We start from the raw sequence: 25,156 nt of genomic DNA, 5'->3' as shown, positions 1-25,156 counted from the left end.
AATGCACTTTATTCCCACATAATGCAGGATAGAAAGCATGGAGATTGTGTTCCAATAAGTTTCTGTTGACATATAGTCTAATTAGAGTATAATACATAAGCACAGTCTAATTAGACTAATAAATATAACGGAGGACAACAGGATGATAAAATCTTTTTTAATGATTGGACAATCAAATATGGCTGGTAGAGGCTTCTTGAATGAGGTTTCTCCTATTATAAATGAAAGAATTAAAATGCTTCGTAATGGAAGATGGCAGATGATGGTGGAGCCGATGAATTTTGACCGATCCGTTGCGGGTGCCAGCCTTGCTGCGTCTTTTGCAGATGCATGGTGTTTAAAATATCCAGAAGATACGGTAGGGTTAATACCTTGTGCTGAAGGTGGTAGCACTTTGGATGAATGGGCTGTGGATGGAGAATTATATCTTCATGCGATTAGTGAAGCAAAGTTTGCGATGAAGAATAGTACTCTTTCAGGAATATTATGGCATCAGGGTGAAAGTGATAGTAGGGATGGAAAACACGAAGTTTATTATGATAAGTTGTTGGTAATCATGCGAGAGTTAAGAAAAGCACTTAATGTACCGAAAATTCCGCTCATAATAGGGGGTATGCCGGATTTTCTTGGTCAATCGGGCTTTGGGCTTCATTGTGTTGAGCATAAAGAAGTGAATACGGTTCTTCAAAAATTTTCACAAGAACAACCTAATTGTTATTTTGTAACGGCAGAAGGATTAACATCAAATCCGGATGGAATTCATATTGATGCGATATCGCAACGGTATTTCGGATTAAGATATTTTGATGCATTTGATAAAAAGAGAAATGTAAATGAGCCTTTATCGGATGAGAGTGAGACACTAAATCGATTGATAGCAAGAGAATATACACAAACAGAAAGTATGTTTATCAAGCATATGGATTTTGCTCTTAATAAGATTTCAAAAGATGTATTCTTTCAGGGATAAAGGAGGGTTATATCATGATTCCGTTGTTGATATTGGGCTTAGTTATACAAAATCCTGGAGCGAATGGTTATGAGCTTCTTTCTCTGATGGAGGCAAGACATTATAAATATATTGTGAATTTTACGAAAGGCTCTTTTTACTATAATCTTAAACAACTTGAAGAAAAGGGGTTTCTCACTTTGGTGAATTCTATCGATTACCTAAGAGAGAGCAATCATTACAATATTACAGAGCAAGGTAGTGAAGCGTTTCAAAAATTAATGTACAAATATGGATCAAAGTCAGAGTATATTAACTTATCCTTTTATGGCGCTCTTTTATTTGCGAAGGAATATAACAGTAAAGATCTTGAGAGTCTAATAAGGACCCAGATCCAACAGACGGAGGTCAAAATACAGTTGTTAAAAGATTCAATAGACGGGAATTACGAATTGTCAATTCACTACAAAAAAATGTTAGAGAATTCAATGTCTCATCATATAGTAAATTTGGAGTGGTTTCAATCCCTTTTATATGATATAAATAAGATATCATTGTGAAGATTGAGAGGTGGCTATGTCTAAAACCTTTTACGCAGGTGAGAAGATATTCATGGGGTAGGATGCCTCCATGTTTGTACTTGATAGTAGAAAATAGAAAAATAAAGAAAAGTATGACCACAGAAGAAAGAGTTGGTCATACTTTTTTTAGTGCTTTATCAGAAGAACATTTGAGTTGGTGTAACAGGGAAGAAATATATAACGGAATCAGTCAAAACTTCTATTTTTAAGGAGATAGTACAAATTTAAGGTTCGTATTTGTCTAAAAATATTGTATAATGAAGATATGAAGAAAAACGGTTGGAAATGATTCATAACAAAAAACACAGATGAAGCTATTTATAAGGGTTAAAATGATTGGAGGATTCATGAGTAGAAAACGATTACTAAGGATAATTTATTCTTTGATATTATTGTTATTCCTAAATAACCTTATAATACATAATTCAACAAAGGCTCAAGCTGCTAGCTTTGAAGATATAAACCAAGATTCGATTTTTGTTATGCAGCAAGAGAAAAACACTTGTACCTTGGCATCCTCAGTTATGATGTTAAGAAGAACAGCAATGATGAACGGTAATCCTGATTGGGATCAGATAACGGAGAAGTCGTTAAGGCCTGTCGCATGGCTTGAGGGTGTAGGCATATATCATAATTATACTTATGAAGGAATTACTGTAAGTTATGGTAATGTATACAAAGATATAAAGGATTTCTATATTAATATGCTAAAGGAACATCCGGAAGGAGTTTTGATTTATAATTTTTCCCATGGAATATTATTGACAGATTATACAGACGGAGAGTTTTATTGTGCTGATCCGGCCGTTTCACCCTCCAGGGTTCCGTTATCAAGATCAAAAGTGACAATTGATAGTGCTACAAGATACTGGTATGTCGTTAGTCCTGATGTTGTACTTGATGGTTCATCGAATGGTAATGTGTTTACTACTGATTCAACCGAAATATCCTTGAATTTAAAGGAAATAACTTATACGGGAAAACAAATTAACCCACCGGTAACCGTGACATATAAAAATCAAATATTAAAACAGGATGTTGATTATACGATAACTTATAAGAACAATATCAATGTAGGAATTGCATACGTGGTACTAACTGGGAATGGGAAATATAGCGGGTCACTTACGCAGACCTTTCCAATTAATCCAGCAAATCTTAACGGTATTAATATAAAGGGAAACGTTGTTAATTATGATGGTAAATCACATGGGCCGGTTGTTAGTGTTCCGGTTGGTGCAAATATTGTTTACTCCTTAAATAGCATAAATTATTCGTCAGTATTACCAACCAAAATAAATGTCGGTACATATAAGATTTACTACATGATAACTAAGCCGAATTTTAACACTGTTAATGGTAATGTTACAACGAAGATAACTGCTATGCCAATCAATAGTATGTCAGTTACGCTTTCTTCTAGTAGCTATATTTATAATTCTAAGTCCAGGAAGCCTTCTGTAATACTAAAAAACGGCAAGAGTGTTGTAGGAAGCTCTAATTATATAATTAAGTATTCCTCAAATACGAAGCCCGGAATTGCTACAGTCTTAATCACAGGTAAAGGCAATTATTGTGGTAGTAAAAGAGTTACGTTTGTCATAAAGCCGTCTACTTCTAAAGTCACGGTTTCTTCAAAAAGTAAATCTGTTACAGCAAAATGGTCTAAAGTAACAGGAGCTAGTGGTTATGAAATATATATGTCCACTAGCAAGAATTCAAAATATTCTAAAATAGCTAAAACAAATGCAAAAACAGTTAGTTATAAAAAAACTAAGCTTCAAACTAAAAAAACATACTATTTTAAAGTAAGAGCTTATACAAAGGTTGGAAATAAGGTGGTATATGGAGATTACTCAAAAGTAGCGCAGATTAAAGTTAAATGATATTGTATATTAAAATAGTATAATAGTATGTGACTTATATAATTATACAAATAAATTATTAAATGAAAAAACACCATGGTGAGCAGGAGGTTATTATGTCATCAATTATGGTTCATGTATTAGCTGCATATAGATATAGATCAAATGCCGATGTAGCGTTTTACGTAGGGAGTGTTGCGCCCGATGTTATAGAAGATCATATTATTAAGGATCATACCCATTTTCGTGATCGTTCAGATCGTATGCAGGCACTTCGCGAGCTGGCGGATACGATTGACTGGGAGAGTGAATTTGAGGTAGGTGTATTATTTCATCTATTCCTTGATTATCATTGGGATAAGGGTCCAATTCAAAACTTCAAAGAACATTATATGGGAGATAACTGGTTTTTGGATTATCGCAAAGAAATCGGAAAAATAGCAGTTTGGCATTATCATAAAGAGCCTTGGAGTAATACAGTTTGGAGTAAAATGAGAGAATATCGTCTTCCGGTTGAAGAAACTATCTGTGAGATTCGAAGAGATGAGTTGACTTCCTTTTTAAAAAAACATCATACCCGCTATATTGAGACGGAGCCGGTAAAAGCGGAATTTTTCCCCCCAGAAATGGTAGAGAAATTCATTGATCAAGTGATACGAGATTTCATTAAATGGAAGCAGGAATTAGGAAGGTGAGTTTTACTCTTTTAGAAAATAGTGGTTGTAATGGCATATGAAATCGCATATAATTAAGGTGAATTTTATTAAAAATGTTTATAAAAAAGCTATACCACACATGATTTTACTAGTTTATTGGACAAAAGTTAACCATATAGAAAAATATAAAATAAGGAGATCACCATGAAAAGATCTATTGCTTTATTTTTGTTTATTCTGATTCTTTTGACCAGTGTATTATCTGGATGTAGTGAAAAAATAAAAAGTTCGCACATTACTCCGACGATTTCACCAAATGAAGTAAAAGAAATAAAATTAACTGAGGTTCCTAATGTTAAAAAAATTAATGTATGGTGCTATAGTAACGAACTTGAGAATGTAATGAAAGAATTCAAAAAATGTCACCCGAATTTTGATTATAATATTGATGTAAAAAATTTATCATATGAAGAATCGAGTTACCAGGATTTGCTTGATCAGGGGCTGGCGGCAGGAGGATCCGACGCACCGGATATCTTTGGAACTGAGATGTATTTTACATTGAAGTATACACAAGGAGAGTTAAGTCAATATGCAGCGCCATACCAAGATCTTGGAATTGAGGTAGATAAATTAGTAAAAGAAGCTTCCATACCTCCATATATAACAGATATTGGTACAAATAAGGACGATAAACTTGTAGGACTTACTTATCAGTCGACCGGTGGTGCTTTTATCTATCGCAGGTCAATCGCAGAAGCTGTATGGGGAACAGATGATCCGGCTGAGATTCAGTCAAAGATTGGTCCGGGTTGGGATAAATATTTAACAGCAGCGGGAGAGTTAAAGAAAAAAGGATATGGGATTTGTTCCGGACCGGATGATTTATGGCAGGCGGTGGAAAACAGTGCTGATCGTGGATGGGTTGTTGATGGCAAACTATCGATAGATCCAAAGCGGGAAGCATTCTTAGATATTGCCAAGACGATTAAGAAAGATGGTTATTCCAATAATAATCGAAGCTGGGTCGATGGTTGGTATAATGACATGCAGGATAAAGGAAAGAAGAAAATCTTTGGATTTTTTGGACCGTCATGGCTATTGAACTATGTTATTACGGAGCATTGTGGTGGTAAAAAGGTTGGCGAAGGAACCTATGGTGACTGGGCTGTGTGTGAACCTCCTGAGAATTTCTTCTGGGCAGGAACCTATCTGATTGCCAACAAGGCAACCAGAGCAAAAAAGGAAGTAGGAGAAATCATTCAGTGGATGACGCTGGATACATCAGATACAGGACTGCAGTACTTATGGGCGAATGACAAATTGGGCTTAGGCAGAAAGGACACAGTTTCTTCTGTTACAGTTATGAAAAGGTCTGATGGTAAGATGGATTTTCTTGGCGGACAAAACATGTTTGATATATTTGTACCTGCGGCAGAAAAAGCAAAAGGTACGAACGTTACAATTGATGATATAGACATCAATAACTATTGGTTAACTCAAGTTCATGCATATTCGGATGGTAAGAAATCCCGTAACCAGGCAATTGCTGATTTTAAGAAAGAAGTTGAGAAAAATCTTAAGATAAAAGCAGAGTAATAATCTTATCACAATTTATATGAAAGTGATTAGATAAAAAGATACATAGTTAAATATTTAATACAAAGGGCTGCTGTATAAACAACCATAGTGTTGGTTTGCATCAGCCCTGAATTATTTGATACTTTATCAGAAAATTGTAAGATTTTCATTAGAAAAACTTACGGATTTATGAATAGAAAACGAAAGCATAACTTGTATAATTTTGATACGATATCAGTAAACAAGGGAAGAGTTCTTGCACTTCAGAAAGGATAAATGATGAATGGACAAAACGGATGCAGACAGTATGATTATGAGCACATGAGTCCGGAGGAGAGACGAAGAATTATTGAGATAAAAAGGCGTAGAGCAAAAAAGAGGCGTAGGGCGCGCCTGATTAGATTCATCGTAAGAAGTACGTTTGTTCTATTGGTAATGATATTTGTGGGTATATCTTCAGTGAAATTCATACATAAGATTACATCTTTAGCAGAGGGGAATAGGGAAGAAATCAGTAATGAAGAAAACGATGATAAAGGGAAAAGTAACAATGATAAAGATCCTCAGGAGCAGGATAGCAATCCGGTTATGCAGTATAATGTTGAAGCTCCAAAGGTCCGTGAGGAGAATGAAATCGTTAGCAGATTACAAAGTCTCTCTGAGAACTATCCCGATTTTTCGGAAATCTACGAAAATAGGAGCGCATATCCAAAAGATTTGATTTCATCCTTATGCAATAACCCTGAGATGATTGACTTTGTAAAAGGATATCTATCAGCGGATGGAACGGTATCAGGAGGATTAACTAAAAAAGAGATTTCAAGCGACTTTCCTTTATTATTACAATGGGATACTAGATGGGGATATATGGCCTATGGAGATAATGATATAGCATTATCTGGCTGTGCTCCTACCTGCTTATCCATGGTCATTGTAGGTTTGACTAAGAATAAGGATGCAACGCCGAATGCAGTAGCGGATTATGCGATGAAGAACGGATTTTATCTTACAGGAACCGGAACAAAATGGAGCCTTATGACAGAAGGAAGTCAAAGTTTTGGTATACAGGGTCGTGAGCTTAGTTTAAACAAAAATGCAATTATATCTGAGTTAGAGAATGGTCATCCGATTATTTGTAGTCTAAGACCTGGAGATTTTACCACCGCTGGTCATTTTATAGTGCTGGTTGGAATGCAAGAAGGGAAAATCAGGGTGAATGATCCAAATTGCAGAGAGAGAAGCAATACACTGTGGGATTATGATACACTGGAGCATCAAATCAAAAATTTATGGACATTCACCCGTAAATAATGCTGAATATAAAATTCTATAACGATATGCAAGTAATATGTTTTGTTATTCTTGGGGTATTTTAGTTATTTACCTGATTAAAAATCATGAGAATTCAGTAGATGCTGAAACAATTGATTTTTTATGATTAAAGGGAACAGCGAACAAACCGATGAGGGCAATCAGACCGGTGATGATAAAGCACTTATTATACACCTTAAAGCTTTCGTCCATTTTGACTTGCTTGATATGATCAAGTATTTTATTTAATTCATTCTCCTGAACTTTGAAGCTTGCTTTAACCTCCGGTTGTTGTTCTTTTGATAGGGTGGCTAGAACCGCTGCTTCCTTAGATACAAATAGCTTATGAACCATCTCTTTTGATTTTTCTGTGGAACTTGAGGAGGTGGTTTGATTTATTGCAGTGATAAAATCGCTTTTAACATTTTGATTTAACACCTTGTTATCGTTTGTTTCATGAATCATCTCTGCTTTAGTGTTATTGATCGCTATATTCGTATAATGAGTACTTAAGGTGGATACAAGTGCGATGGCAATGCAGGCTGTCAACTGACGCATGCTGTTTTGAATCCCGGATGCAATTGCATTTTTATCCTTAGAGATTTCTTCGTATGCAGTCTGGTAGAGTATCGTAGCAATCCTAACACCTATTCCCATGATAATAAAGCTAATGCATATTATCACCATATAATTGGTACGATTCATAAAAGCTAATAGAATGTTTCCTATTACTGCAATTATTACGGTTAGTGTTGAGATTAGCTTAGTGGATAGTTTTTTTGCAACAAGGGGCATAAAGGGTGTTGAAATTAATGCGGTAAGGCTGGGGATTCCCATTAAAAGCCCAGCTTTTAGTACAGAATAACCTAATGTATTTTCAAACAAAAAGTTGATCAGGTAAGTGATTGGCATGTAAGCATAAAAAAATACAGCAATTAATAGGATGGACGCAGAAAAGGAGTGGATTTTAAATAAATTAAAATCTATCATAGGATTTTTTGTTTTGCTCTCATATATACCAAAGAGGAGAGCAGAGAGAGCAGATATGCAGATTAAACCGATAATTCTGTGGCTACTCCATCCATATTCGTTCCCCTTTATCAGTATGAAGGTTATGCCTCCTAGAGCCATGGATAGCAAGATACATCCTAGGATATCAATCTTCTTACTAATACTTTCATCATAGCACTCCTTAACATACTTGGCACCGAGAAAGAACGAAAGAGCTACAAAGGGTAAGTTAACATAAAAGATTGCACGATAAGTAAAAAATTCGTTAAGTAAACCTCCAATCACCGGACCGGAAGCTGCAGCGACGGATATAGTCAAACCGACAATAACCGATAGTTTACCTAGAGATTCGTTCCCAAATAACTCAATACCGAGAGGAATGGTCAATGGTGTTAGAATTGCAGCACCAACGCCCTGCAATACACGAAATAGAATCAGTAACTCTAATGAATTTGCAAAGCCACAAAAGGCGGAAGAGATACCGAATATTAATAGTCCAATCAGAAAAAGTTTTTTTCTTCCATATATATCTGCAATTTTTGAAAAATTAACTAATAGAGAAGAGAAGACTATTAAGTATGCGGTGCTTACCCAGGAGATACCTGAAGTTGTTGTGTGAAAATGTTGCGCCATATTTGGAAGGGATACATTGATAATCGTACTGTCTAAAATCGTAAGAAAGCAGGCAATATCAATAGCAATAAAAGCAAATCGTTTTTTAGTTGTGTTCATAATTACCTCGTTTCTGTAATAAGCCTCAAGCCGTGCACGGATAGGCTTTTTATTATATTGAAATATGAAATTAATTTCATATTCACATAATATTCCTGTAATTAGAAAATGTCAATAGAAAACATGAAATTAGTTTCATATTATTGACATTCATCATTTATAGGACTATAGTTATAATAAGCAGTTATCAATAGGAGGATATCATGGAAAGAAAAACGAGAATGCCTAGTCAGAAGCGATCTGTTGAAAAGTATGAAAAGATTCTGACCGCAGCCTTTCAACTTTTTAATGAAAAAGGTTATTACAATATTACTACGGCTGATATTGCAAAAAAGGCTGGAGTGGCTACAGGTTCGGTCTATTCTTATTTTGTTGATAAAAAAGAGATCTATATCGAAGTATTAAATAGAATCAGCAAAAATATATTCGAACCAAGTAAGGGTTTCTGGGTTGAGCATGCTTCGTTCGATTTACAAGATGAGAAGGGAAGTAAAGAGCTATTTAAAGTGTTTGTGAGATTAATGATGGACAACCATAATTTTTCAAAGCTATTTCATGATGATATGACAGCACTGAAACTTTTGGATGAAGACATTGCAGCTGCTGATGCAGTGCAAGAAAAAAAACGTGATGAAAAGGTCATGGAAATTTTTGAAATTCTTAAGATTCAATTTAAAGATGAAGAATCAAAGGAAGTTTACAAGCATTATTGTAATCTTTTAATCGATGATGCTTGTCATAAGATTCTGTATGATAAAGATGTTAAAAATTCCGAAATCTATATTGAGCAATCGGTTGATATGTTATATAAGTTATTGAAGAATTTGACAAAGGAGAACCTATTGAATTCATCAAAGTAAAATCAAACAAATAAATTATCTGAGTTAATAGTTCAGCTTGATATTATAATCAATCACCAAATGCACAAGATTATGTATGACTATGAATTGAGAAACAGTTTTCATGTTTTGTAATTTCGTTCAATACATTAACTTGTGCATATTGATGATAAAATCAGAAGCAGAGCTTATAATAATCTACTTTAGTTAGATTATTTTGAAGGGCTTCTTTTTAATTTAGTACATCTCTGTTTTCCGATAACTAAAGGTACCTTTTCTATATATACCTCACTCGTATCAAGACCAAACCAGTTAGATGGTGCTACGGTATATTTCTTAATATATAATCTACTTTTAAAAATTAATGAATCCCAGAATTTTAGATTGGATTCATGGGAGAGTACTTCTTGAATCAAAACAAAACGGAAATCACCGATTCTTCGTTCGGGCATTGTACTGTACTTACATGGTTGAGGGGAGATTTCACCGTTTTCTACCAAATCATTTGAAATCTGCCTTAAGAAGACATTTAATTTTTGATCAACTCTAAACCCAAGCTTTAAGTGTACATTAACAATATAAGAGGTGCCATAGGTGTCCACCGTATATTCAGCCTGATATGGTTCGTCCGTGACATTGATGTTTACAAACCAGTAGACATCGGCTTTTTTCGGTCTCTTATCAAGAATAAAATACATAATCTTACGATCAATCATGGTAGGATCCTTACAACTGGTTAAGCAAACCAGATTTGTGGTATATTTGGGCTGTTCTTTATCCTGGCGTAATTGATTCAACTGTTCAACGTAATCCTTCATAGGGACATTTTCAATCAAACGATCCTTAATTGAGTAGGCTTTATACCATATAAACATGATTGAAAGAATGAGGAGTGCGATAATCACAGCTACATATCCACCATGCATGAATTTGACTACATTTGCATAGAAGAAGGAACTTTCAAATATACCGAAGAATAAAAGCACATAGATAGAGAGTAGCAGTGGTGTTTTTTTCTTCCTTAAATAGCTAAATAACAATATTGTAGTCATTAACATGGTAACCGTAATTGATAAACCGTAAGCAGCTTCCATATGCTCGGAGTCCTTAAAGTATAATACGATACCGATACATGCGATGAATAAAATTTTATTAATAGAAGGGATATAGATTTGTCCCTTCGTGGTTGAAGTGTATAAGGTGTGTAATCTTGGTAGTAGATTCAGTTTTATTGCCTCGGACACCAATGTAAATGAGCCGGATATCAGCGCCTGTGATGCAATAATAGCTGCTAAAGTAGATATTATAATTCCAAATATTAGGAATCCTTCAGGAATCATCTGAAAAAATGGGTTCATATGAGCATTATCATGCAAACTAGGGTTGTTTTTTGCAGATAGGATCCAGGCTCCTTGACCAAAATAATTTAGTAAAAGACTTATTTTAACAAAAGGCCATGTACAATATATGTTCCTTCTTCCTACATGTCCAAGATCAGAGTATAGTGCTTCTGCTCCGGTAGAAGCCAAAAAGATGCTTCCGAGTATAAAAAATCCCAGCTTATTGTCAGGACTAAAGAGAAGCTGAATTCCATAATGAGGAGACAGTGCCCTTAACAGTGTGAGGTCATGGGTCATATTAATTAAACCAAAAATGGCAAGGGAACTGAACCAAATAAACATAATCGGACCGAATAGTTTTCCAATAATGTCAGTACCGATATGTTGGATAAAAAATAGCAGAAATATAATAATCACAACTACAATAATAATGTTGTTTTGGTTATTACCAAAAACATTACTAAACCTTGGTAGTAGAGACAAGCCTTCAACTGCAGAGGTTACTGTGACGGCAGGAGTCAGCATACCGTCAGCGAGTAATGCCGAGCCACCGATCATGGCGGGTATGATTAGCCATTTCCCTTTACTTCTAACGAGTGTGTAAAGAGAAAATACGCCACCTTCACCATGATTATCTGCTTTTAATGTAATCATTACATATTTTATTGTTGTTAAGATTGTTATGGTCCAAAATACGAGAGATAGTGTTCCTAAAACAAAATTCTCGGAGATGTTTTCCAGTCCGCCATTTCCATGTATGACAGATTTCATTACATAGAGCGGTGAAGTTCCGATATCACCGTAAACTACACCCAATGATACCAGGATACCTCCTAAGGTCAATTTTGATAAATTTTTATTCTTTTCAGATACATTCATCGTTCATTTCCTTTATTTTTTAAATTATTTATCAGGGATCAATTGGTTAATAACTTATTATAATAGTATTACTTAATCATTATTACCTCCTTTATTATATTTATGAATACAAAAAAAGACCTTGATTGCAACGTCCCTGATTCACGTTACAACAAAAGTCTTGCTACTTAGTTACGAGGCAGATTATATTAGAGTATTATTATTTCTATAATTATAATCGTATTGACGCCTTCGCAAACATTTTTCGGATGTCAGCTACTCCCTCTTGATATGGAGATATTACCAGATTTAAATATTGTTGTCAATCAATTAATGATTTACAGAATGAATTATTTACCATAAAATATAAGAAAATAGTAAATCTGATAAAAGTACCGAACAATCCACTTTAATAAGGAGAACAGTATATGCAGGAAATTAATAGGAAGCGTAATATTTTAATTGTGGATGATGATTTAGATTTATCCGGAATCGTCTATGATATGCTGGAAGATTACGGCTATACAGTAACTTTGGCAGAAACAAGTGAAAAAGCATATGAACTTCTTGAGAAAAATACTTTTCACCTGATCTTGCTTGATATTAACCTACCTCGTATTACCGGTTTTGAAGTATGTAAGGAATTGCGAAAAATTTCATCGATTCCTATTATATTTGCGAGTGCCAGAACAAGTGAGAATGATAAGGTGAAAGGGCTTGATATGGGTGGGGACGATTATTTGGCAAAACCTTATTCGTTAAAGGAGCTTTTATCCAGAGTTAATTCATTGCTGAGAAGAACCTATGGCTTTGAAGAAAATAATGACGTATATGTCTTTGGTATGAACAAAGAGGTATGCTTATCAATGAAAAATCGCCAGGTTACCAAAGACGGAGTTATAATAAACCTCTCATTAAAAGAATTTGAATTACTAGCATATATGGCAGCTCATCCGAATGAGAGTATTCATAAGGATACATTATTACGAGAAGTATGGGGCACGTTCAGCGACGTGGAGATATCAACCGTTGCAGTACATATCAGGTGGCTCAGAGAAAAGATTGAAAACGATCCTTCCAAACCGGAGATCATTAAAACCGTCTGGGGAATCGGTTATCGGTTGGATGGAGGGGAGAAGGAATGAAGCAATCAATAAAAGCAAAAGTAGTAAGGATGGTAGCGGTTTTTCTAATTATGATTACCGGAGTTACTACTTTCTTTTTGATTCAATACAATTTCCTGCCTAAGGAGAATAAAAACAGAGAACAGGTAATAGCACTCAATGAAATCGAAAAATTGACTGAGGTAAATGGGAAGGTGAAGGATAAGATTGAAGCTCTACAAGAATCTCTAATGGCAGATAATTCAAAAGAAACTTTGAAACCATGGATAAACATGATAATGATATATTATATCGGTTGTGTTCTATTTGTGATGATCCTATTCTTGTATCTGTATATTGTGATATTACGTCCATTTGAGAAACTGGAGCAGTATGCGGGAGAAATTGCAAAAGGGAATATGGACATTAAGCTTAGCTATGAAAGAAATAATTTCTTTGGTGCATTTACCTGGAGCTTTGATCATATGAGAAATGAGATTATCAAAGCAAGAGCTTGTGAGAAAGAGGCAATTGAGAACAACAAGACAGTTATTGCAACGTTATCCCATGATATAAAAACACCAATATCATCTATTCGCGCTTACGCGGAAGGGTTGGCGGATAATATGGATTCCTCACCACAGCGAAGAGAAAGGTATCTATCAGTACTAATGAAAAAATGTGATGAGGTAACGAAGCTGACGAATGACTTGTTTTTACATTCTCTTTCTGACTTGGATAAATTACAAATCCAAAAGGAGGAATGTGAGATAAGTGAGTTGATATTACAGACCGTGGAGGATATGTCCGGAGATCAGAAGGATATCCTTATTCGGGGTAACGTAGATAAAAAAATTATTTCGATTGATCGAAAGCGTCTGGAGCAGGTACTGGAGAATGTTATTAATAATGCCAGAAAATATGCGCTGCCTCCAATCACAGTTTGGACAGAAGCATCACAGTCGGTTTATGAGATTCATATTAAAGATAATGGACAAGGTATATTACCGGAAGACGTTCCATTCGTATATCAAAAATTCTATCGTGGTAAAAATGTAGCAGGAAAGCCAGGCTCCGGACTTGGCTTATATATTGTTAAATACATCATGAATCAGATGGATGGTGAAGTTATATTACAAAACAGTGGGGATGGATTAGAAGTGATCATATTTTGGAAGTCTTAAAGATTTCTTAATAATTATTCTGGTAAGCTGTTAATCAGAAAATATATTAGGAGGTTCTTAAAATGAAAGAAGCTATATTGACCGCAAAGGATTTGTGCAAAAGTTTTGCAAACAATGGCGGGCAAAATCATGTATTAAATAATGTGAATATGGAAGTTTACGAGAAGGATTTTACCGTAATTATGGGGGCATCCGGCTCCGGAAAATCAACATTGCTATATTGTTTAAGCGGAATGGATCATATTACATCGGGGGAAGTAAAATTTCGAGATAAAAACATAAGCCATTTTAAGGAAAAGGAGATGGCCAAGCTCCGTGCAGAAAAGTTTGGGTTCGTATTTCAACAAATGCATCTGGTAAGTAATCTTACGCTATTAGAAAATGTAACAGTTACGGGATATTTGAACAAGAATAGATCCGCGAATCAGGTAAAGAGTAGGGCAGCAACACTTTTTGATACAGTAAGTTTATCGGAGGCAAAGGATCGTCTTCCATCACAGGTATCAGGTGGGGAAGCACAACGTGCAGCGATTGCAAGATCTATTATAAGTGAACCGGTTATTTTATTTGCAGATGAGCCTACAGGAGCACTAAATCGTAAGAATTCACAAGATGTTTTAAATCTACTTACCACGTTAAATGAAGAGGGGCAAAGTATCGTAATGGTTACTCATGATTTAAAAGCAGCGATACGCGCAACACGTCTGTTATATCTGGAGGATGGTAAAATAACAGGTGAGATGAACCTTCCTCCCTATTGGGGTGAGGATATTAAGAGCAGGGAAATTCAAGTAAGTGCTTGGCTTTCTTCCTTGGAATGGTAGGAGGTGCGATATGGAGCAGTTAACGTTATTAAAGGCAAATATACGTCACCAGAAAAGCAGTTTTTTTGGAATAATGATATTGATGTTTCTCGTTTCACTTGCGCTTACTACTGTTTTTACGATATATATCAATACAGATAAAAGGGTTTCAAAAGCGCTAGAAGAAGATGGATATGGAGACATGATTATTCATTTATACAATGATAAGGTACCAAATGGAGATATGAAATCACTCCAGGAAAAGATTCAAAAAAATCCTAATGTAGATTCCATCAAAAAGGTGCAAGCGGTATACAGTACAGTTGAAGATTTGAACGGATATACATCCGATGGAGTTATATTACAGCCGGATAAACAAGATTGCTTTCAGTTTCTGGTTTTTAATAAAAAGGAAAATGGTTTTTTGGAAAAAACAGAGAAGTTAAAGCAGGGGGAAGTATCTGTGCCAATTAGCTTTAAATCGTTATATAATTGCAAAATTGGAGACCGGATTACCTTTAAAACCGGTGGGGAACCGAAGCAGTATACTGTAAAATATTTTATGGAAGATCCGTTTTGTGGAAGTGCAATGATGGGTATAAAAAATATATTGATGAACAGCACGGATTTGGAGAAGCTTTATGAAAGTAAATCCAAAGAAATTACAAAGGGTATGGTGTTTAATATATTTAAACAGAAAGATAGTAAAATAGGTTTTATGAATTTTGAGCGGTCTATCAATGAAAGCTCAGATGTAGGTGGATTTGCCCGAAGTTCTTTGGGCATCGACCAGGCAAAAGGATATATGTTGCTTACAACCAACATCTTCTGTGGTCTTTTGGTTTCTTTTATCCTTGTATTGCTTATTGTTGCAGTTATTGTTATGAGTCATAGCATAACTAGCAGTATCGAGATGGAATACGTAAATCTAGGAATACTGAAAGCACTTGGATTCTCCGCAGGAAAGATAAAATCGATCTTTGAACTTCAATATTTGATCAGTGCCGTTATTGGTTCTCTGATAGGGATTCCGGTAGCGTTTCCTATCATATTTTATGTAAACCACCTGACATCATCGGTAACCGGCTTGTTGGTATCCAATCAAGTTGCACTTATTCCTTGCCTCGGAGCGATCTGTGGAATACTTGTGATAATTGCTATGTTTGTTTTGCTTAAATTAAAGAGTATAACATCGATAACCCCAATCCAAGCCATTAGAGGAGGGCGGGAGGCTGTATATTTTTCTAGCCGCCTAGAAGTAAAGATTAGAAAACGAGGGATGAGTCTTCTTCTCGCTTTACGTCAATTAACATCGAATCTAAAACAATATATCAGTTCTGGGGTTATAACCGTATTACTCATTTTCTTTTTGATTATTATAAGTAATATGGGGAGTGGAATAGGCAAGGACGGCAAAGGGCTCCTTCAGTTATTCACCTGCATCAATAGCGATGTTGAAGTAAATTATGGGGATTCCGGTCTTAGTAAAGATGTGGAGAAATTTATTAATTCAAAAAGTACGATAGAAAAAACCTATCAGACATCCTCTTCCTATTTACTGATTAATGGATGTAAGGTGTACAGCTTTATGTGCTCTGATCCGACTCAATTTAATACAATTCTAAAAGGCAGAACCTGTTTGTATGATAATGAGATACTGATAACAAAGTTTATTGCCTCTGATCTAAAAGTGGGTATAGGGGATACGGTTACCCTATCCTTTGGAGGGAAAAAGGAAAAATTCATGGTATCCGGCATCTATCAATTTGCCAATGATATGGGAATGAATATCGCATTAAACAAAAAAGGGTACGAAAAACTTGTTACATCAGATTTCATCAGCAATGAGTATAAACTGGCTGACAGCACCAAAGTGGGTGAAATTGTAAATGAATTAAAGAAGACTTTCGGTGATAGAATCGAGGTACAGAGTTCTTCCGATGGTTTTGGAGGTATCGATGCTATCGTATCTGCCATGAATGGTATCTTGTATTTAATGTATGGAATATCGATCTTATTTGTTGTTATTGTAATATTCCTACAATGCACAAAGATATTTGCAAAGGAACGTCAGGATTACGGAATCTATAAAGCAATTGGATTTACCTCCACGAATCTGCGAATACAATTTGCGCTTCGCTTTTTACTGGTAGCCGCTCTTAGTTCTATGATAGGAGTAATGATAAGTGTTTTGATGTTTAATCAATGCATGGGATATTTATTATCATTTATGGGAATATCCAAATTTTCGGGAAATCTGAATTTTATTGGAATTCTGGTTCCGGCGGCATTTATGATGGCGATATTTTTTGTATTCTCTTATTTACTATCCGGTCGAATAAAGAGAGTAGATCCGAGAATATTGATTATGGAATAAAAAATAAAAATGATTTGTCAATAAATTGGTTATAATGTCGAAATACAAAAGATTTACTGTGGAAAAATTATCAATTATTACTTTGTCATGGATAAAATTTATAATTATTTATAAAATTCACTATTTATTTTATTCAGTATTTCCATTGACTTCCTGTGTAGAATAAAATATAGTTCTGATGTACTAGTATGCAAATTTTAATACTTGATAAAGGCAAACTTACCGAAAGGCAAGGACGCAAAGCCATGAGTCTAAGGTGCGATGCACTATGATAGTCAGGTTACCACAGTATATACCATAAGGTTTATTAACTGCGGCTTTTTTTCGCCGCAGTTTTTTGTGCGCTTTTTCAAGTAAAACCATTACGACAGAATCATGGTCATTATTCAGAGATATAAACAGAAATTTATACGACGGGTATGTTTCATGTGTGTCGACTAATATTGAGAAAGGAGAACAAATAAGTGAATTTAGAGGGACAGATTGTAGTTTTTAAACTGGGAAATGAATTGTTTGGGGTAACAATCTCAGAAATCCGTGAAATTATTAATAGAGTGGAGATAAGTAAAGTACCGCAAATGCCGAGATCTATGAAGGGTATTACCAATCTACGAGGGAAAGTGACCGCAATATATGATTTGGGTGAGAAGTTTGGTCTTGGTGACAGAGGTTACCTGGAACAATCAAAAATTCTAATCTCAGATGACGGAGATACCGGCTTCATTGTTGATGATGTAAAAGAAATCATCAATATTACTTCCGATGATATTGAAAGCGCAGGTTCCTTGCGTTTTAATCATCTGGTTACCGGCTTTGCGAAATTTAAAGACAATATTATTACTATCGTTAATTTTAAAGCACTGAAAGAAAAAGACATCTACGAAGTATTTACAGCTTAATTATATCATTACTGAATAAAGTGTCAGCTTGCCGACACTTGCGCACCATAATGGCGTTAAAGTAAATCTTATATACCGCGAACAAGGATAATCCTATTGGAAAATAATTTTGAATGGAGAGATGAGATGAAATTTAAATTAAAAAAAATACAACTTAATAGTATAAAAACAAAATTAGTTCTATTCTTTACGCTACTGATTTTAGTATCTTCACTAACAATAAGTCTGACAGCATTATTGAGTTCAGAGGATGCACTGAAAAATGAAGCGGAAAAATCACTTTCTTCGTTAGCACGTGAAGATGCAAAATTAACAACAAGTCGTTTGGAAACGTTAAAAAGTTCGCTGGTAATACTAGCACAACTAGATGAAATTCAGGATATGAAATGGAATAGTCAACTTCCATTATTAAAAGACTTAGTACAATCTACCGATTTCCTAGATCTTGCAGTTGTTCAATTAGACGGAACAGCAAAATATACGGACGGTTCAATCAGTGACCTGGCAGATAGAGAGTATATCAAGAAGGCTTTGGCCGGTGAAACCAATATCTCCGACGTTCTGATCAGTAAGGTAACCGGGGAACCGGTTATTATGGTAGCAACACCAATCACAAAGGGTGGAAAAATTGTGGGAGCATTAATTGGACGTCGTGACGGCAATGCATTAAGTGATCTTGTTAAGGATACGGGATATGGTATAAACGGATATGGTTATATGATAAGTGGTACAGGTGCAGTAATTGCACATAAGGACAAAGAAAAGGTACTGAATCAGTTTACACCGATTGAAGAAGCAAAAAAAGATAAGAGTTTAACCTCTTTGTCAAATCTGTTTACAAAGATATTGAAAGAGAAGAATGGGGTAAGTGCGTATAATTTTAACAAAAGTGATTTATATGCAGGTTATGCAAGTATCAAGGGTACCGACTGGATATTTGTTATCACCGCGAATCAAAATGAAGTTTTAGCGTCTATACCAAAGCTTCAAGATAAAATTCTTATGGTTGTAGTAATTATCTTGATTTTAAGTATTGCTATTACTTATATCATTGGTAACGGTATAACAAAGCCAATCATTAAAACGGTTGGATTATCTGAGAAAATTGCTAAACTGGATATCTCTTCAGACATTGATAAAAAGTATCTTAATAAAAAAGATGAGATTGGTATCTTATCAAGAGCACTCCAAAGTATAACGGATAGTGTTAGAAGTGTGGTAAGCGATATTAGCAGATCGTCAGAACAATTAGCCGCTGCTTCGGAAGAATTGTCAGCAACTTCCCTTCAGTCAGCCAGCTCTTCCGAGGAAGTATCTACTACAGTGGAGGAAATCGCAAAAGGAGCTTCTGAGCAAGCAAAATACACCGAGGATGGTTCCTATAAGGCCAATATATTAGGTGATGTTATTGAAAAAGATCAGGATCACTTAAAGAGCCTGAACGTAGCAACAGAAAAGGTAGTTGATGTATTAAATGCAGGATTAAAAGAGATCGAATATTTATCTGAAAAAACAGAAGAAAATAATGTCGCTTCGAAGGAAATATATGATGTGATCATCAAAACAGATGAAAGCTCAAAACGAATCGGGGAGGCAAGTAATGTGATTGCTTCTATCGCAGACCAGACAAACTTATTAGCTTTGAATGCTGCAATCGAAGCTGCAAGAGCCGGTGAAGCAGGAAGAGGCTTTGCAGTTGTTGCAACAGAAATAAAGCGCCTTGCTGAGCAATCTGCATCTTCAACGAAGGATATCGATGCAATGGTTAAAGATTTACAGAAAAATTCCCACGATGCAGTAAAAACCATAAGCGATATGGCAAATGTTATTCAGGAACAATCCGACAGTGTTGAAAATAATAAAAACAGCTACCTTACCATTCGGGAAGCGATAAAAGAGGCGGAAAACAAAGTTCAACAGTTAAATGTATCTGGGCAGGAAATGGATAAGATGAAAGCTGAAATTCTTGATTCTCTACAAAATCTATCCGCAATTGCAGAAGAAAATTCTGCATCAACACAGCAGGTTACAGCAACGATGGTTGAGCAGACCTCTTCCATTGAAGAAATTGCAAAATCAAGTGAAGATTTGGCATCCTTGGCACAAGATCTACAGTCTATTATTCGTAAGTTTACGATATAACAATATACTAGTTGGTTATTAATGTATTGTTGTTAACGGTACAGGATCTAATAGAATAAGTCATTATAAGGGGTAAAAGTATATATGGAATATGCTTTTACCCCTTTTTGATAAGTTGTATTCACGATTACGATATACAATTTAACGTTAAATAGCGTATTTCTTCGGCTTTGTTCATATCCGCTGACTATAAGAAGAGAGGTTATACCGATTACTACCTTAAATGTAAAGATATTACCAAAATTATATTGACAAAGTAAAATAGGTAATATATTATCTAAATAGATAATGTATTACCTATTTTTATGATGAAGGTGTGATAAACATGAGCAAAATTGAACAGATGCCAGATAAAAAGTATATATTTGGAGGGCTAATAATGTTAGCCAATAAGATGGATACGCTAATGGAACGAGAGTTGAAGGAGTTCGGGGTAACTTCGAAGCAGTGGTTTTTATCGATTATCCTTGATAATTTATTCGATCAGCCACCAACACTGAAGCAAGTCGCATTGGAGATGGGAAGTTCCTATCAAAATGTAAAGCAAGTTGCGCTGAAGCTACAGGAGAAAAAATTACTACAATTGGTGAAGGATAAAAAAGACGGCAGAGCAACAAGATTGGTGTTGACAGAGGAAAGTACTCAGTTTTGGGAAAAAACAGGTCCCAAGGGAGCACAGTTTACCCAAGCACTTTTCAGAGATATCAGGGAAGAAGATATCAAATCAGCAGCGATTGTATTAAAAAAAATGATGGAAAACTTAACGATGATGGAACAAGACTCAATGGAAGGAGATATTAAAGAGTGAAGACTTTAATTTTGTTTGCAACTACTTATGGATTTACAAAAGAGTGTGTGGAGGATCTGAGTAAAGAGTTAAAAGGAGAAGTTGTAGCTGTAAATGTGATGAAAGAAGTGGTACCTGCCCTTGAATCATTTGATCAAGTGGTAATAGGAGGATCCGTTTATGTTGGACAGATACAGAAGAAGCTAAAACTGTTTTGTACGGAGCAATTGAGTAATCTTTTGAACAAACGTTTTGCGATTTTTCTTTGTTGCGGAACACCGGAAAGTTTTGATCAGGTGATAAACAGCTCATTCTCAGATGAACTGATAAAGCACGCATTTATCAAAGAATGTTTCGGTGGGGAGTTAAGGATGGATAAAATGAAATTTTCCCATAAATTGATTACGAATATAATTAAAAAAGCAACAGCGAAGGAAGGAAAACCGGAACCGAAGAAACTTACAGAAAATATTCAGAGATTCGCTGATGCTCTAAATCTATCTTAGGGAGTGTGATTATGAAAAATAATAATAGAGTGATTGATATACTAATATTTGGAATAGCTATTTTTGCATTTATTGCATGTTTATCCGGATTATTTCTTCAGGGTGGAGCGGGAGAGCATGATTTTAAGTCGATTCACGGGGAAGTTATAAAAATCTATGGATATGGATTATATCAGAATGATTCTATTGCGGTAGTTGCACAGGGAAAGGCATCTGATTTATTCACCCTAATTGTAGGGATACCCCTTCTTTTAATCTCATTATATTTTTTGAATAAGGGGTCATTTCGAGCGAGGCTGATTGTAACAGGAACCGTGGGATACTTTTTATATACATATATCTCATATACATTTTTATGGATGTACAATCCCTTTTTTATAATATATGTAATTTTGATGTCACTTAGCTTATATGCCTTTATTTTTTGTCTTATGTCTTTTGATATAAGTCGAATCAGAGATCGATTTAGTGAGCGACTACCGGTTAAATTATTGGGCGGATTTCAGTTGTTCATTGGATTTGCAATTGGTATGCTATGGCTAGGAAAGCTGGCACCTTCAATATTTGATTCAATGGTTCCCGTTGGTCTGGAACATTATTCTACCCTGGTAATACAAGGAATGGATTTGGGGATCGTTGTCCCAACAGCGTTTGTGTCGGGCATCTTATTAATAAAGAAGAAGCCATTTGGATATCTCTTATCTTGTGTAATTATCGTAAAAGGAATTACAATGCTAACCTGTATTAGCATGATGATTATCAATCAGGCTTTAAATCAAGTAGATATGGGTGTGGCAGAAGTTGTAATTTTTCCGGCATTAAATTGCTTTGCATTGATATGTTTTATCATATTAATGAAGCATGTCAAAGAGAACAAGAGAGAACTAGCAGGATAATATATTAGTATTAAAAAGGCAGAGCCATGTGAACCGACCCCCCAATTGTTAGATTTTTGGTCTAACTTTTGGGAGACAGTTCACATGGCTCTGCCTTTTTGTGAATTAAGTTGTTCACATATGTCGAATATTGTCATAAAATAAATAATGGGTACTTGATGATTGCTTGATTATTCGGTTTGGTGTCAACGTATCATGGTCACTCGGGAACAATTTTTATCTAAGGGGCAATAAGAATGATTAAAATAAATGAAAAAAAATCAGCTATTGATAAACCATCAAAAGAAATAATTGTTAGTAAAAGGTCTACAAAAAGGCTTAAATCAAATATTACGTTAAATTTAACAACAGTATCGATTTTACCACGGCGTACATCATGGTCTGATATGCAAGGATTTAAAGCAATGAAGTATGGACCTTTTGTGATTCGCTTTAGGAATATTAATAATGAAATCGTCGCGGGAATGACCTTATATATATCTTATAATTCTTTCGGAGAGCTTGAAGAGAAAAGCAATTATCTGAGTGAGGTTACGGTTTTACCAGTAGAGATATTTGCAAAACCAGGTTATGATTTTGTCTGTAATGTAACAGCAAGTAAACCAAATAATTATGGGACGAAGGATAATCCAATTGCCGGAATCGTACTAAAAGTGCAGTTGCAGGTAAATAGCTTTCACAAGTTGAAACCGGATTCAAGTAATTCGTTCAATCAACAGGAAGAAGCGACCATATCAACTTTAACGGGAAAGTTAGAATCAATAAATAAAGAAGAAACTTCAGATTCTAATAAATTCAAATATGGATTGAATTCAAAAGTAATGTTTAGTGCGAAGCATAATCCAGAGAAAAAAAGGAAGTCAACTGCGGATGTAATACGCCCTTTCTTAAGTAGAATCAATACAGAAGAACAATATCTTCATGTGATCGTGCGTGGTGATGGTCATGCGATGACGATCTGTGGAAGTGGGTATTAATAAGTGTAAATATTTACAGATATTATTAGTATAGCTTAAAGACTTGTTGATAATTGCTATTAAATCGCTGAAAGAGAAGTGCTAAGATGGAATGCTTTCAGGGATGGGTGACAAAAAGCAGCCGGAACGAGTGTAGCACTGATTGGACCGTTCCGGCTGCGACTATCGGAGAGGGTGGTACCAACGAATATGGCTTAACGATTACGAAATAATTGGTACTTCTTATTGCCTCTCTCATACGTGATGGAACCAATCGTGATGTTAGTGGAGGAGAGATAGCCGTAATCTTTTTCTCCAAATTTAACTGCCGAATAGCTGTAAGGCTGCTTCTGTTTTTCAATCGGTATCACCTGTTCCATTGGAACAAAGTTGTTGAATTTATTATTCATAGGTTGATAATGCGTCTCAAATAAGTTGTTGTCAGACACTGTATAAAGATACATCGTTTTTCTGGACATAGGGTGTAAAAGAATCGTGTTACCATCAGGGCTTACGGATACTTCGCAATAGTCATCTCCCTGTGTATAATTGCAATTAATTGCTTTTAAATTCAATGTTCGGAGCATTTTTTGTGACTTGATATCATATACAAACAATCCAAAATAACCATGAATAATTACTATGTTATCGGAGGCATAGTCAATATCTACCATATCTGCTCCAATGGAATCCTTATACTTATATTGAGCAAATGAGGGATTTACCAGTTTAAGAAGGGGAGCGCTTTTCGTAGGGATAATAGTAGCGGTGACGGTGGGTGTAACACTGGGTTCTATTGTTACGGATGGTTTTGCATCGGAGGAGATGCCTTCTGTGGAAAGGTTGTTCTTCGGGTTTACGAGTAAACAAACACCAATACCGGTTGCCACAAGTACAGCAATTGTAATTAACCATATACTCGGTTTTTTGTAATTTAGTACATTCTTAATTCGTCCTTTTACATTACCTTCACCAAATGCAAGAGGATTACCGTTTAGGATTCGCTTTTCAGTTGAAAGAGATAGGAGGGATAAAGAATACCCTTTCTTTACTTCTCCACCCATTACTTTAATTACTCGTTCATCACAGGATAATTCCATATCCGTTCCCATTAGTACAAAAGCCAACCATACCAATGGATTGAACCAATGAATGCATAAAATCAAGAATGCAAATTGTTTCATAATATGGTCAAATCTACGGATATGCGTTTGTTCATGACGAATAATAAAGCTTCGTTCGTCCGGGCTGAGTCCTGATGGGAGATATATTCGGGGGTGTATCAAACCTAAAACAAAGGGAGTTTTTATATTACTTGACTCATAGATATTACTTATAATATTCTGTGCGGACTTTAGTCGATACTTTAATATAATAATTGAAACAATGCTATAGATAATCATAGCGCCAAAAACAACTATCCAAATAATGAGAGCTATTCGTATCAATTGATGAAGGGGATTAATCGTAGTGCCTATACTTGAAACGGTTTCCGGTATATTCTGATTCACATAATGATCGATTATTGTGTTACCACTGTTGATTTGAGGGGATGGTTGAGTTAAGAGATCTGACGGAATTGGAGAGGACTTCATTGGCAATAAGCTTATGATGCTTTCGAATGAAAATGGACATATTAATCTTATGGCTGCAACACTCCAGAGAGCATAAGAGATTACCTTTGGAGCCTTCTTGAGCGGGATTCTGATCAATAGAATAAAAATGATGACATAGCTTGCTGTTAAACTCATATTTAAAACAGTAAGAAATAGATTCATGA

General features: G+C 35.3%; 21 protein-coding genes and 1 riboswitch. Of the genes, 18 read left to right on the top strand and 3 right to left on the bottom strand.

Going from position 1 to position 25,156, the window contains the following annotated elements:
- Positions 1–145: 145 nt before the first annotated feature.
- From AC6IWN_RS08775 to AC6IWN_RS08750, 6 genes are all read left to right on the top strand, one after another.
- Positions 146–970 (top strand): sialate O-acetylesterase, encoded by an 825-nt coding sequence (locus AC6IWN_RS08775; RefSeq protein WP_497992193.1) that lies wholly within the window; start codon positions 146–148, stop codon positions 968–970.
- Positions 971–984: 14 nt separating this feature from the next.
- Positions 985–1,509, top strand: coding sequence for a PadR family transcriptional regulator (locus tag AC6IWN_RS08770; protein ID WP_497991998.1), 525 nt, complete (start codon positions 985–987; stop codon positions 1,507–1,509).
- Positions 1,510–1,877: 368 nt separating this feature from the next.
- Positions 1,878–3,416: a fibronectin type III domain-containing protein gene (locus AC6IWN_RS08765; protein ID WP_497991997.1), complete on the top strand. Its 1,539-nt coding sequence runs from the start codon at positions 1,878–1,880 to the stop codon at positions 3,414–3,416.
- Positions 3,417–3,511: 95 nt separating this feature from the next.
- Positions 3,512–4,090: a hypothetical protein gene (locus AC6IWN_RS08760; RefSeq protein WP_497991996.1), complete on the top strand. Its 579-nt coding sequence runs from the start codon at positions 3,512–3,514 to the stop codon at positions 4,088–4,090.
- 165 nt (positions 4,091–4,255) lie between these two features.
- Positions 4,256–5,650 carry an ABC transporter substrate-binding protein gene (locus AC6IWN_RS08755; RefSeq protein WP_497991995.1) on the top strand — a complete coding sequence of 465 codons (1,395 nt, stop codon included), beginning with the start codon at positions 4,256–4,258 and terminating at the stop codon, positions 5,648–5,650.
- Positions 5,651–5,908: 258 nt separating this feature from the next.
- Entirely contained in the window at positions 5,909–6,943 is a 1,035-nt protein-coding gene (locus tag AC6IWN_RS08750) for a C39 family peptidase (RefSeq protein ID WP_497991994.1), read from the top strand.
- A gap of 84 nt (positions 6,944–7,027) precedes the next feature.
- Here the strand turns inward: AC6IWN_RS08750 and AC6IWN_RS08745 are convergent, their stop codons facing one another.
- Entirely contained in the window at positions 7,028–8,686 is a 1,659-nt protein-coding gene (locus AC6IWN_RS08745) for a DHA2 family efflux MFS transporter permease subunit (protein ID WP_497991993.1), read from the bottom strand.
- 203 nt (positions 8,687–8,889) lie between these two features.
- On the opposite strand from AC6IWN_RS08745, the gene AC6IWN_RS08740 reads away from it, so the two are divergent.
- On the top strand, positions 8,890–9,546 hold the full coding sequence (locus AC6IWN_RS08740) for a TetR/AcrR family transcriptional regulator (protein WP_497991992.1): 657 nt from the start codon (positions 8,890–8,892) through the stop codon (positions 9,544–9,546).
- A gap of 191 nt (positions 9,547–9,737) precedes the next feature.
- Here AC6IWN_RS08740 and AC6IWN_RS08735 read toward each other — a convergent pair whose 3' ends face one another.
- Complete coding sequence (locus AC6IWN_RS08735; protein ID WP_497991991.1) at positions 9,738–11,744, bottom strand: KUP/HAK/KT family potassium transporter; 2,007 nt, start codon at positions 11,742–11,744, stop codon at positions 9,738–9,740.
- A gap of 407 nt (positions 11,745–12,151) precedes the next feature.
- Here AC6IWN_RS08735 and AC6IWN_RS08730 point away from each other — a divergent pair, with 407 nt between their 5' ends.
- The 11 genes from AC6IWN_RS08730 to AC6IWN_RS08680 all read left to right on the top strand — a co-directional run bounded on the left by AC6IWN_RS08730 (position 12,152) and on the right by AC6IWN_RS08680 (position 23,609).
- Positions 12,152–12,868, top strand: coding sequence for a response regulator transcription factor (locus tag AC6IWN_RS08730; protein ID WP_497991990.1), 717 nt, complete (start codon positions 12,152–12,154; stop codon positions 12,866–12,868).
- Positions 12,865–14,010 (top strand): HAMP domain-containing sensor histidine kinase, encoded by a 1,146-nt coding sequence (locus AC6IWN_RS08725; RefSeq protein WP_497991989.1) that lies wholly within the window; start codon positions 12,865–12,867, stop codon positions 14,008–14,010. Before AC6IWN_RS08730 ends, AC6IWN_RS08725 begins: the two co-directional genes overlap by 4 nt.
- Positions 14,011–14,072: 62 nt before the next feature.
- Positions 14,073–14,834 carry an ABC transporter ATP-binding protein gene (locus AC6IWN_RS08720; RefSeq protein ID WP_497991988.1) on the top strand — a complete coding sequence of 254 codons (762 nt, stop codon included), beginning with the start codon at positions 14,073–14,075 and terminating at the stop codon, positions 14,832–14,834.
- 10 nt (positions 14,835–14,844) lie between these two features.
- Positions 14,845–17,190, top strand: a complete 2,346-nt coding sequence (locus AC6IWN_RS08715; protein WP_497991987.1) for an ABC transporter permease — start codon at positions 14,845–14,847, stop codon at positions 17,188–17,190.
- A 202-nt stretch (positions 17,191–17,392) separates the two neighbouring features.
- Positions 17,393–17,478: riboswitch (cyclic di-GMP riboswitch) on the top strand.
- 176 nt (positions 17,479–17,654) lie between these two features.
- Positions 17,655–18,089: a chemotaxis protein CheW gene (locus tag AC6IWN_RS08710; protein ID WP_497991986.1), complete on the top strand. Its 435-nt coding sequence runs from the start codon at positions 17,655–17,657 to the stop codon at positions 18,087–18,089.
- A 126-nt stretch (positions 18,090–18,215) separates the two neighbouring features.
- Positions 18,216–20,231 (top strand): methyl-accepting chemotaxis protein, encoded by a 2,016-nt coding sequence (locus AC6IWN_RS08705; protein ID WP_497991985.1) that lies wholly within the window; start codon positions 18,216–18,218, stop codon positions 20,229–20,231.
- Positions 20,232–20,556: 325 nt separating this feature from the next.
- Positions 20,557–21,039: a MarR family winged helix-turn-helix transcriptional regulator gene (locus tag AC6IWN_RS08700; protein ID WP_497991984.1), complete on the top strand. Its 483-nt coding sequence runs from the start codon at positions 20,557–20,559 to the stop codon at positions 21,037–21,039.
- A complete protein-coding gene (locus AC6IWN_RS08695; protein WP_497991983.1) occupies positions 21,036–21,524 on the top strand; it encodes a flavodoxin domain-containing protein in 489 nt (162 codons plus the stop codon). The genes AC6IWN_RS08700 and AC6IWN_RS08695 overlap by 4 nt, the downstream gene beginning before the upstream one ends.
- A gap of 11 nt (positions 21,525–21,535) precedes the next feature.
- Positions 21,536–22,420 carry a hypothetical protein gene (locus AC6IWN_RS08690; RefSeq protein WP_497991982.1) on the top strand — a complete coding sequence of 295 codons (885 nt, stop codon included), beginning with the start codon at positions 21,536–21,538 and terminating at the stop codon, positions 22,418–22,420.
- A 236-nt stretch (positions 22,421–22,656) separates the two neighbouring features.
- Positions 22,657–23,397 carry a hypothetical protein gene (locus tag AC6IWN_RS08685; RefSeq protein WP_497991981.1) on the top strand — a complete coding sequence of 247 codons (741 nt, stop codon included), beginning with the start codon at positions 22,657–22,659 and terminating at the stop codon, positions 23,395–23,397.
- Positions 23,398–23,483: 86 nt separating this feature from the next.
- Complete coding sequence (locus AC6IWN_RS08680) at positions 23,484–23,609, top strand: hypothetical protein (RefSeq protein ID WP_497991980.1); 126 nt, start codon at positions 23,484–23,486, stop codon at positions 23,607–23,609.
- On the opposite strand, the gene AC6IWN_RS08675 is transcribed toward AC6IWN_RS08680, so the two are convergent.
- Complete coding sequence (locus tag AC6IWN_RS08675) at positions 23,592–25,154, bottom strand: M56 family metallopeptidase (RefSeq protein WP_497991979.1); 1,563 nt, start codon at positions 25,152–25,154, stop codon at positions 23,592–23,594. The two genes, AC6IWN_RS08680 and AC6IWN_RS08675, sit on opposite strands and share 18 nt — an antisense overlap.
- Between the last annotated feature and the right edge of the window lie 2 nt (positions 25,155–25,156).

It is taken from the genome of Variimorphobacter sp. HTMS_6, assembly GCF_059717775.1.
Note: the sequence above shows the minus strand (reverse complement) of the source record. Positions and strands in the feature narration are given on the sequence as shown.

Excerpts from the sequence above, each read along its gene's own strand:
- AC6IWN_RS08770 (WP_497991998.1), top strand. The coding sequence starts at position 985 with ATGATTCCGTTGTTGATATTGGGCTTAGTTATACAAAATCCTGGAGCG.
- AC6IWN_RS08765 (WP_497991997.1), top strand. The coding sequence starts at position 1,878 with ATGAGTAGAAAACGATTACTAAGGATAATTTATTCTTTGATATTATTG.
- AC6IWN_RS08760 (WP_497991996.1), top strand. The coding sequence starts at position 3,512 with ATGTCATCAATTATGGTTCATGTATTAGCTGCATATAGATATAGATCA.
- AC6IWN_RS08755 (WP_497991995.1), top strand. The coding sequence starts at position 4,256 with ATGAAAAGATCTATTGCTTTATTTTTGTTTATTCTGATTCTTTTGACC.
- AC6IWN_RS08750 (WP_497991994.1), top strand. The coding sequence starts at position 5,909 with ATGATGAATGGACAAAACGGATGCAGACAGTATGATTATGAGCACATG.
- AC6IWN_RS08745 (WP_497991993.1), bottom strand. The coding sequence starts at position 8,686 with ATGAACACAACTAAAAAACGATTTGCTTTTATTGCTATTGATATTGCC.
- AC6IWN_RS08740 (WP_497991992.1), top strand. The coding sequence starts at position 8,890 with ATGGAAAGAAAAACGAGAATGCCTAGTCAGAAGCGATCTGTTGAAAAG.
- AC6IWN_RS08735 (WP_497991991.1), bottom strand. The coding sequence starts at position 11,744 with ATGAATGTATCTGAAAAGAATAAAAATTTATCAAAATTGACCTTAGGA.
- AC6IWN_RS08730 (WP_497991990.1), top strand. The coding sequence starts at position 12,152 with ATGCAGGAAATTAATAGGAAGCGTAATATTTTAATTGTGGATGATGAT.
- AC6IWN_RS08725 (WP_497991989.1), top strand. The coding sequence starts at position 12,865 with ATGAAGCAATCAATAAAAGCAAAAGTAGTAAGGATGGTAGCGGTTTTT.
- AC6IWN_RS08720 (WP_497991988.1), top strand. The coding sequence starts at position 14,073 with ATGAAAGAAGCTATATTGACCGCAAAGGATTTGTGCAAAAGTTTTGCA.
- AC6IWN_RS08715 (WP_497991987.1), top strand. The coding sequence starts at position 14,845 with ATGGAGCAGTTAACGTTATTAAAGGCAAATATACGTCACCAGAAAAGC.
- AC6IWN_RS08705 (WP_497991985.1), top strand. The coding sequence starts at position 18,216 with ATGAAATTTAAATTAAAAAAAATACAACTTAATAGTATAAAAACAAAA.
- AC6IWN_RS08700 (WP_497991984.1), top strand. The coding sequence starts at position 20,557 with ATGAGCAAAATTGAACAGATGCCAGATAAAAAGTATATATTTGGAGGG.
- AC6IWN_RS08690 (WP_497991982.1), top strand. The coding sequence starts at position 21,536 with ATGAAAAATAATAATAGAGTGATTGATATACTAATATTTGGAATAGCT.
- AC6IWN_RS08685 (WP_497991981.1), top strand. The coding sequence starts at position 22,657 with ATGATTAAAATAAATGAAAAAAAATCAGCTATTGATAAACCATCAAAA.
- AC6IWN_RS08680 (WP_497991980.1), top strand. The coding sequence starts at position 23,484 with ATGGAATGCTTTCAGGGATGGGTGACAAAAAGCAGCCGGAACGAGTGT.
- AC6IWN_RS08675 (WP_497991979.1), bottom strand. The coding sequence starts at position 25,154 with ATGAATCTATTTCTTACTGTTTTAAATATGAGTTTAACAGCAAGCTAT.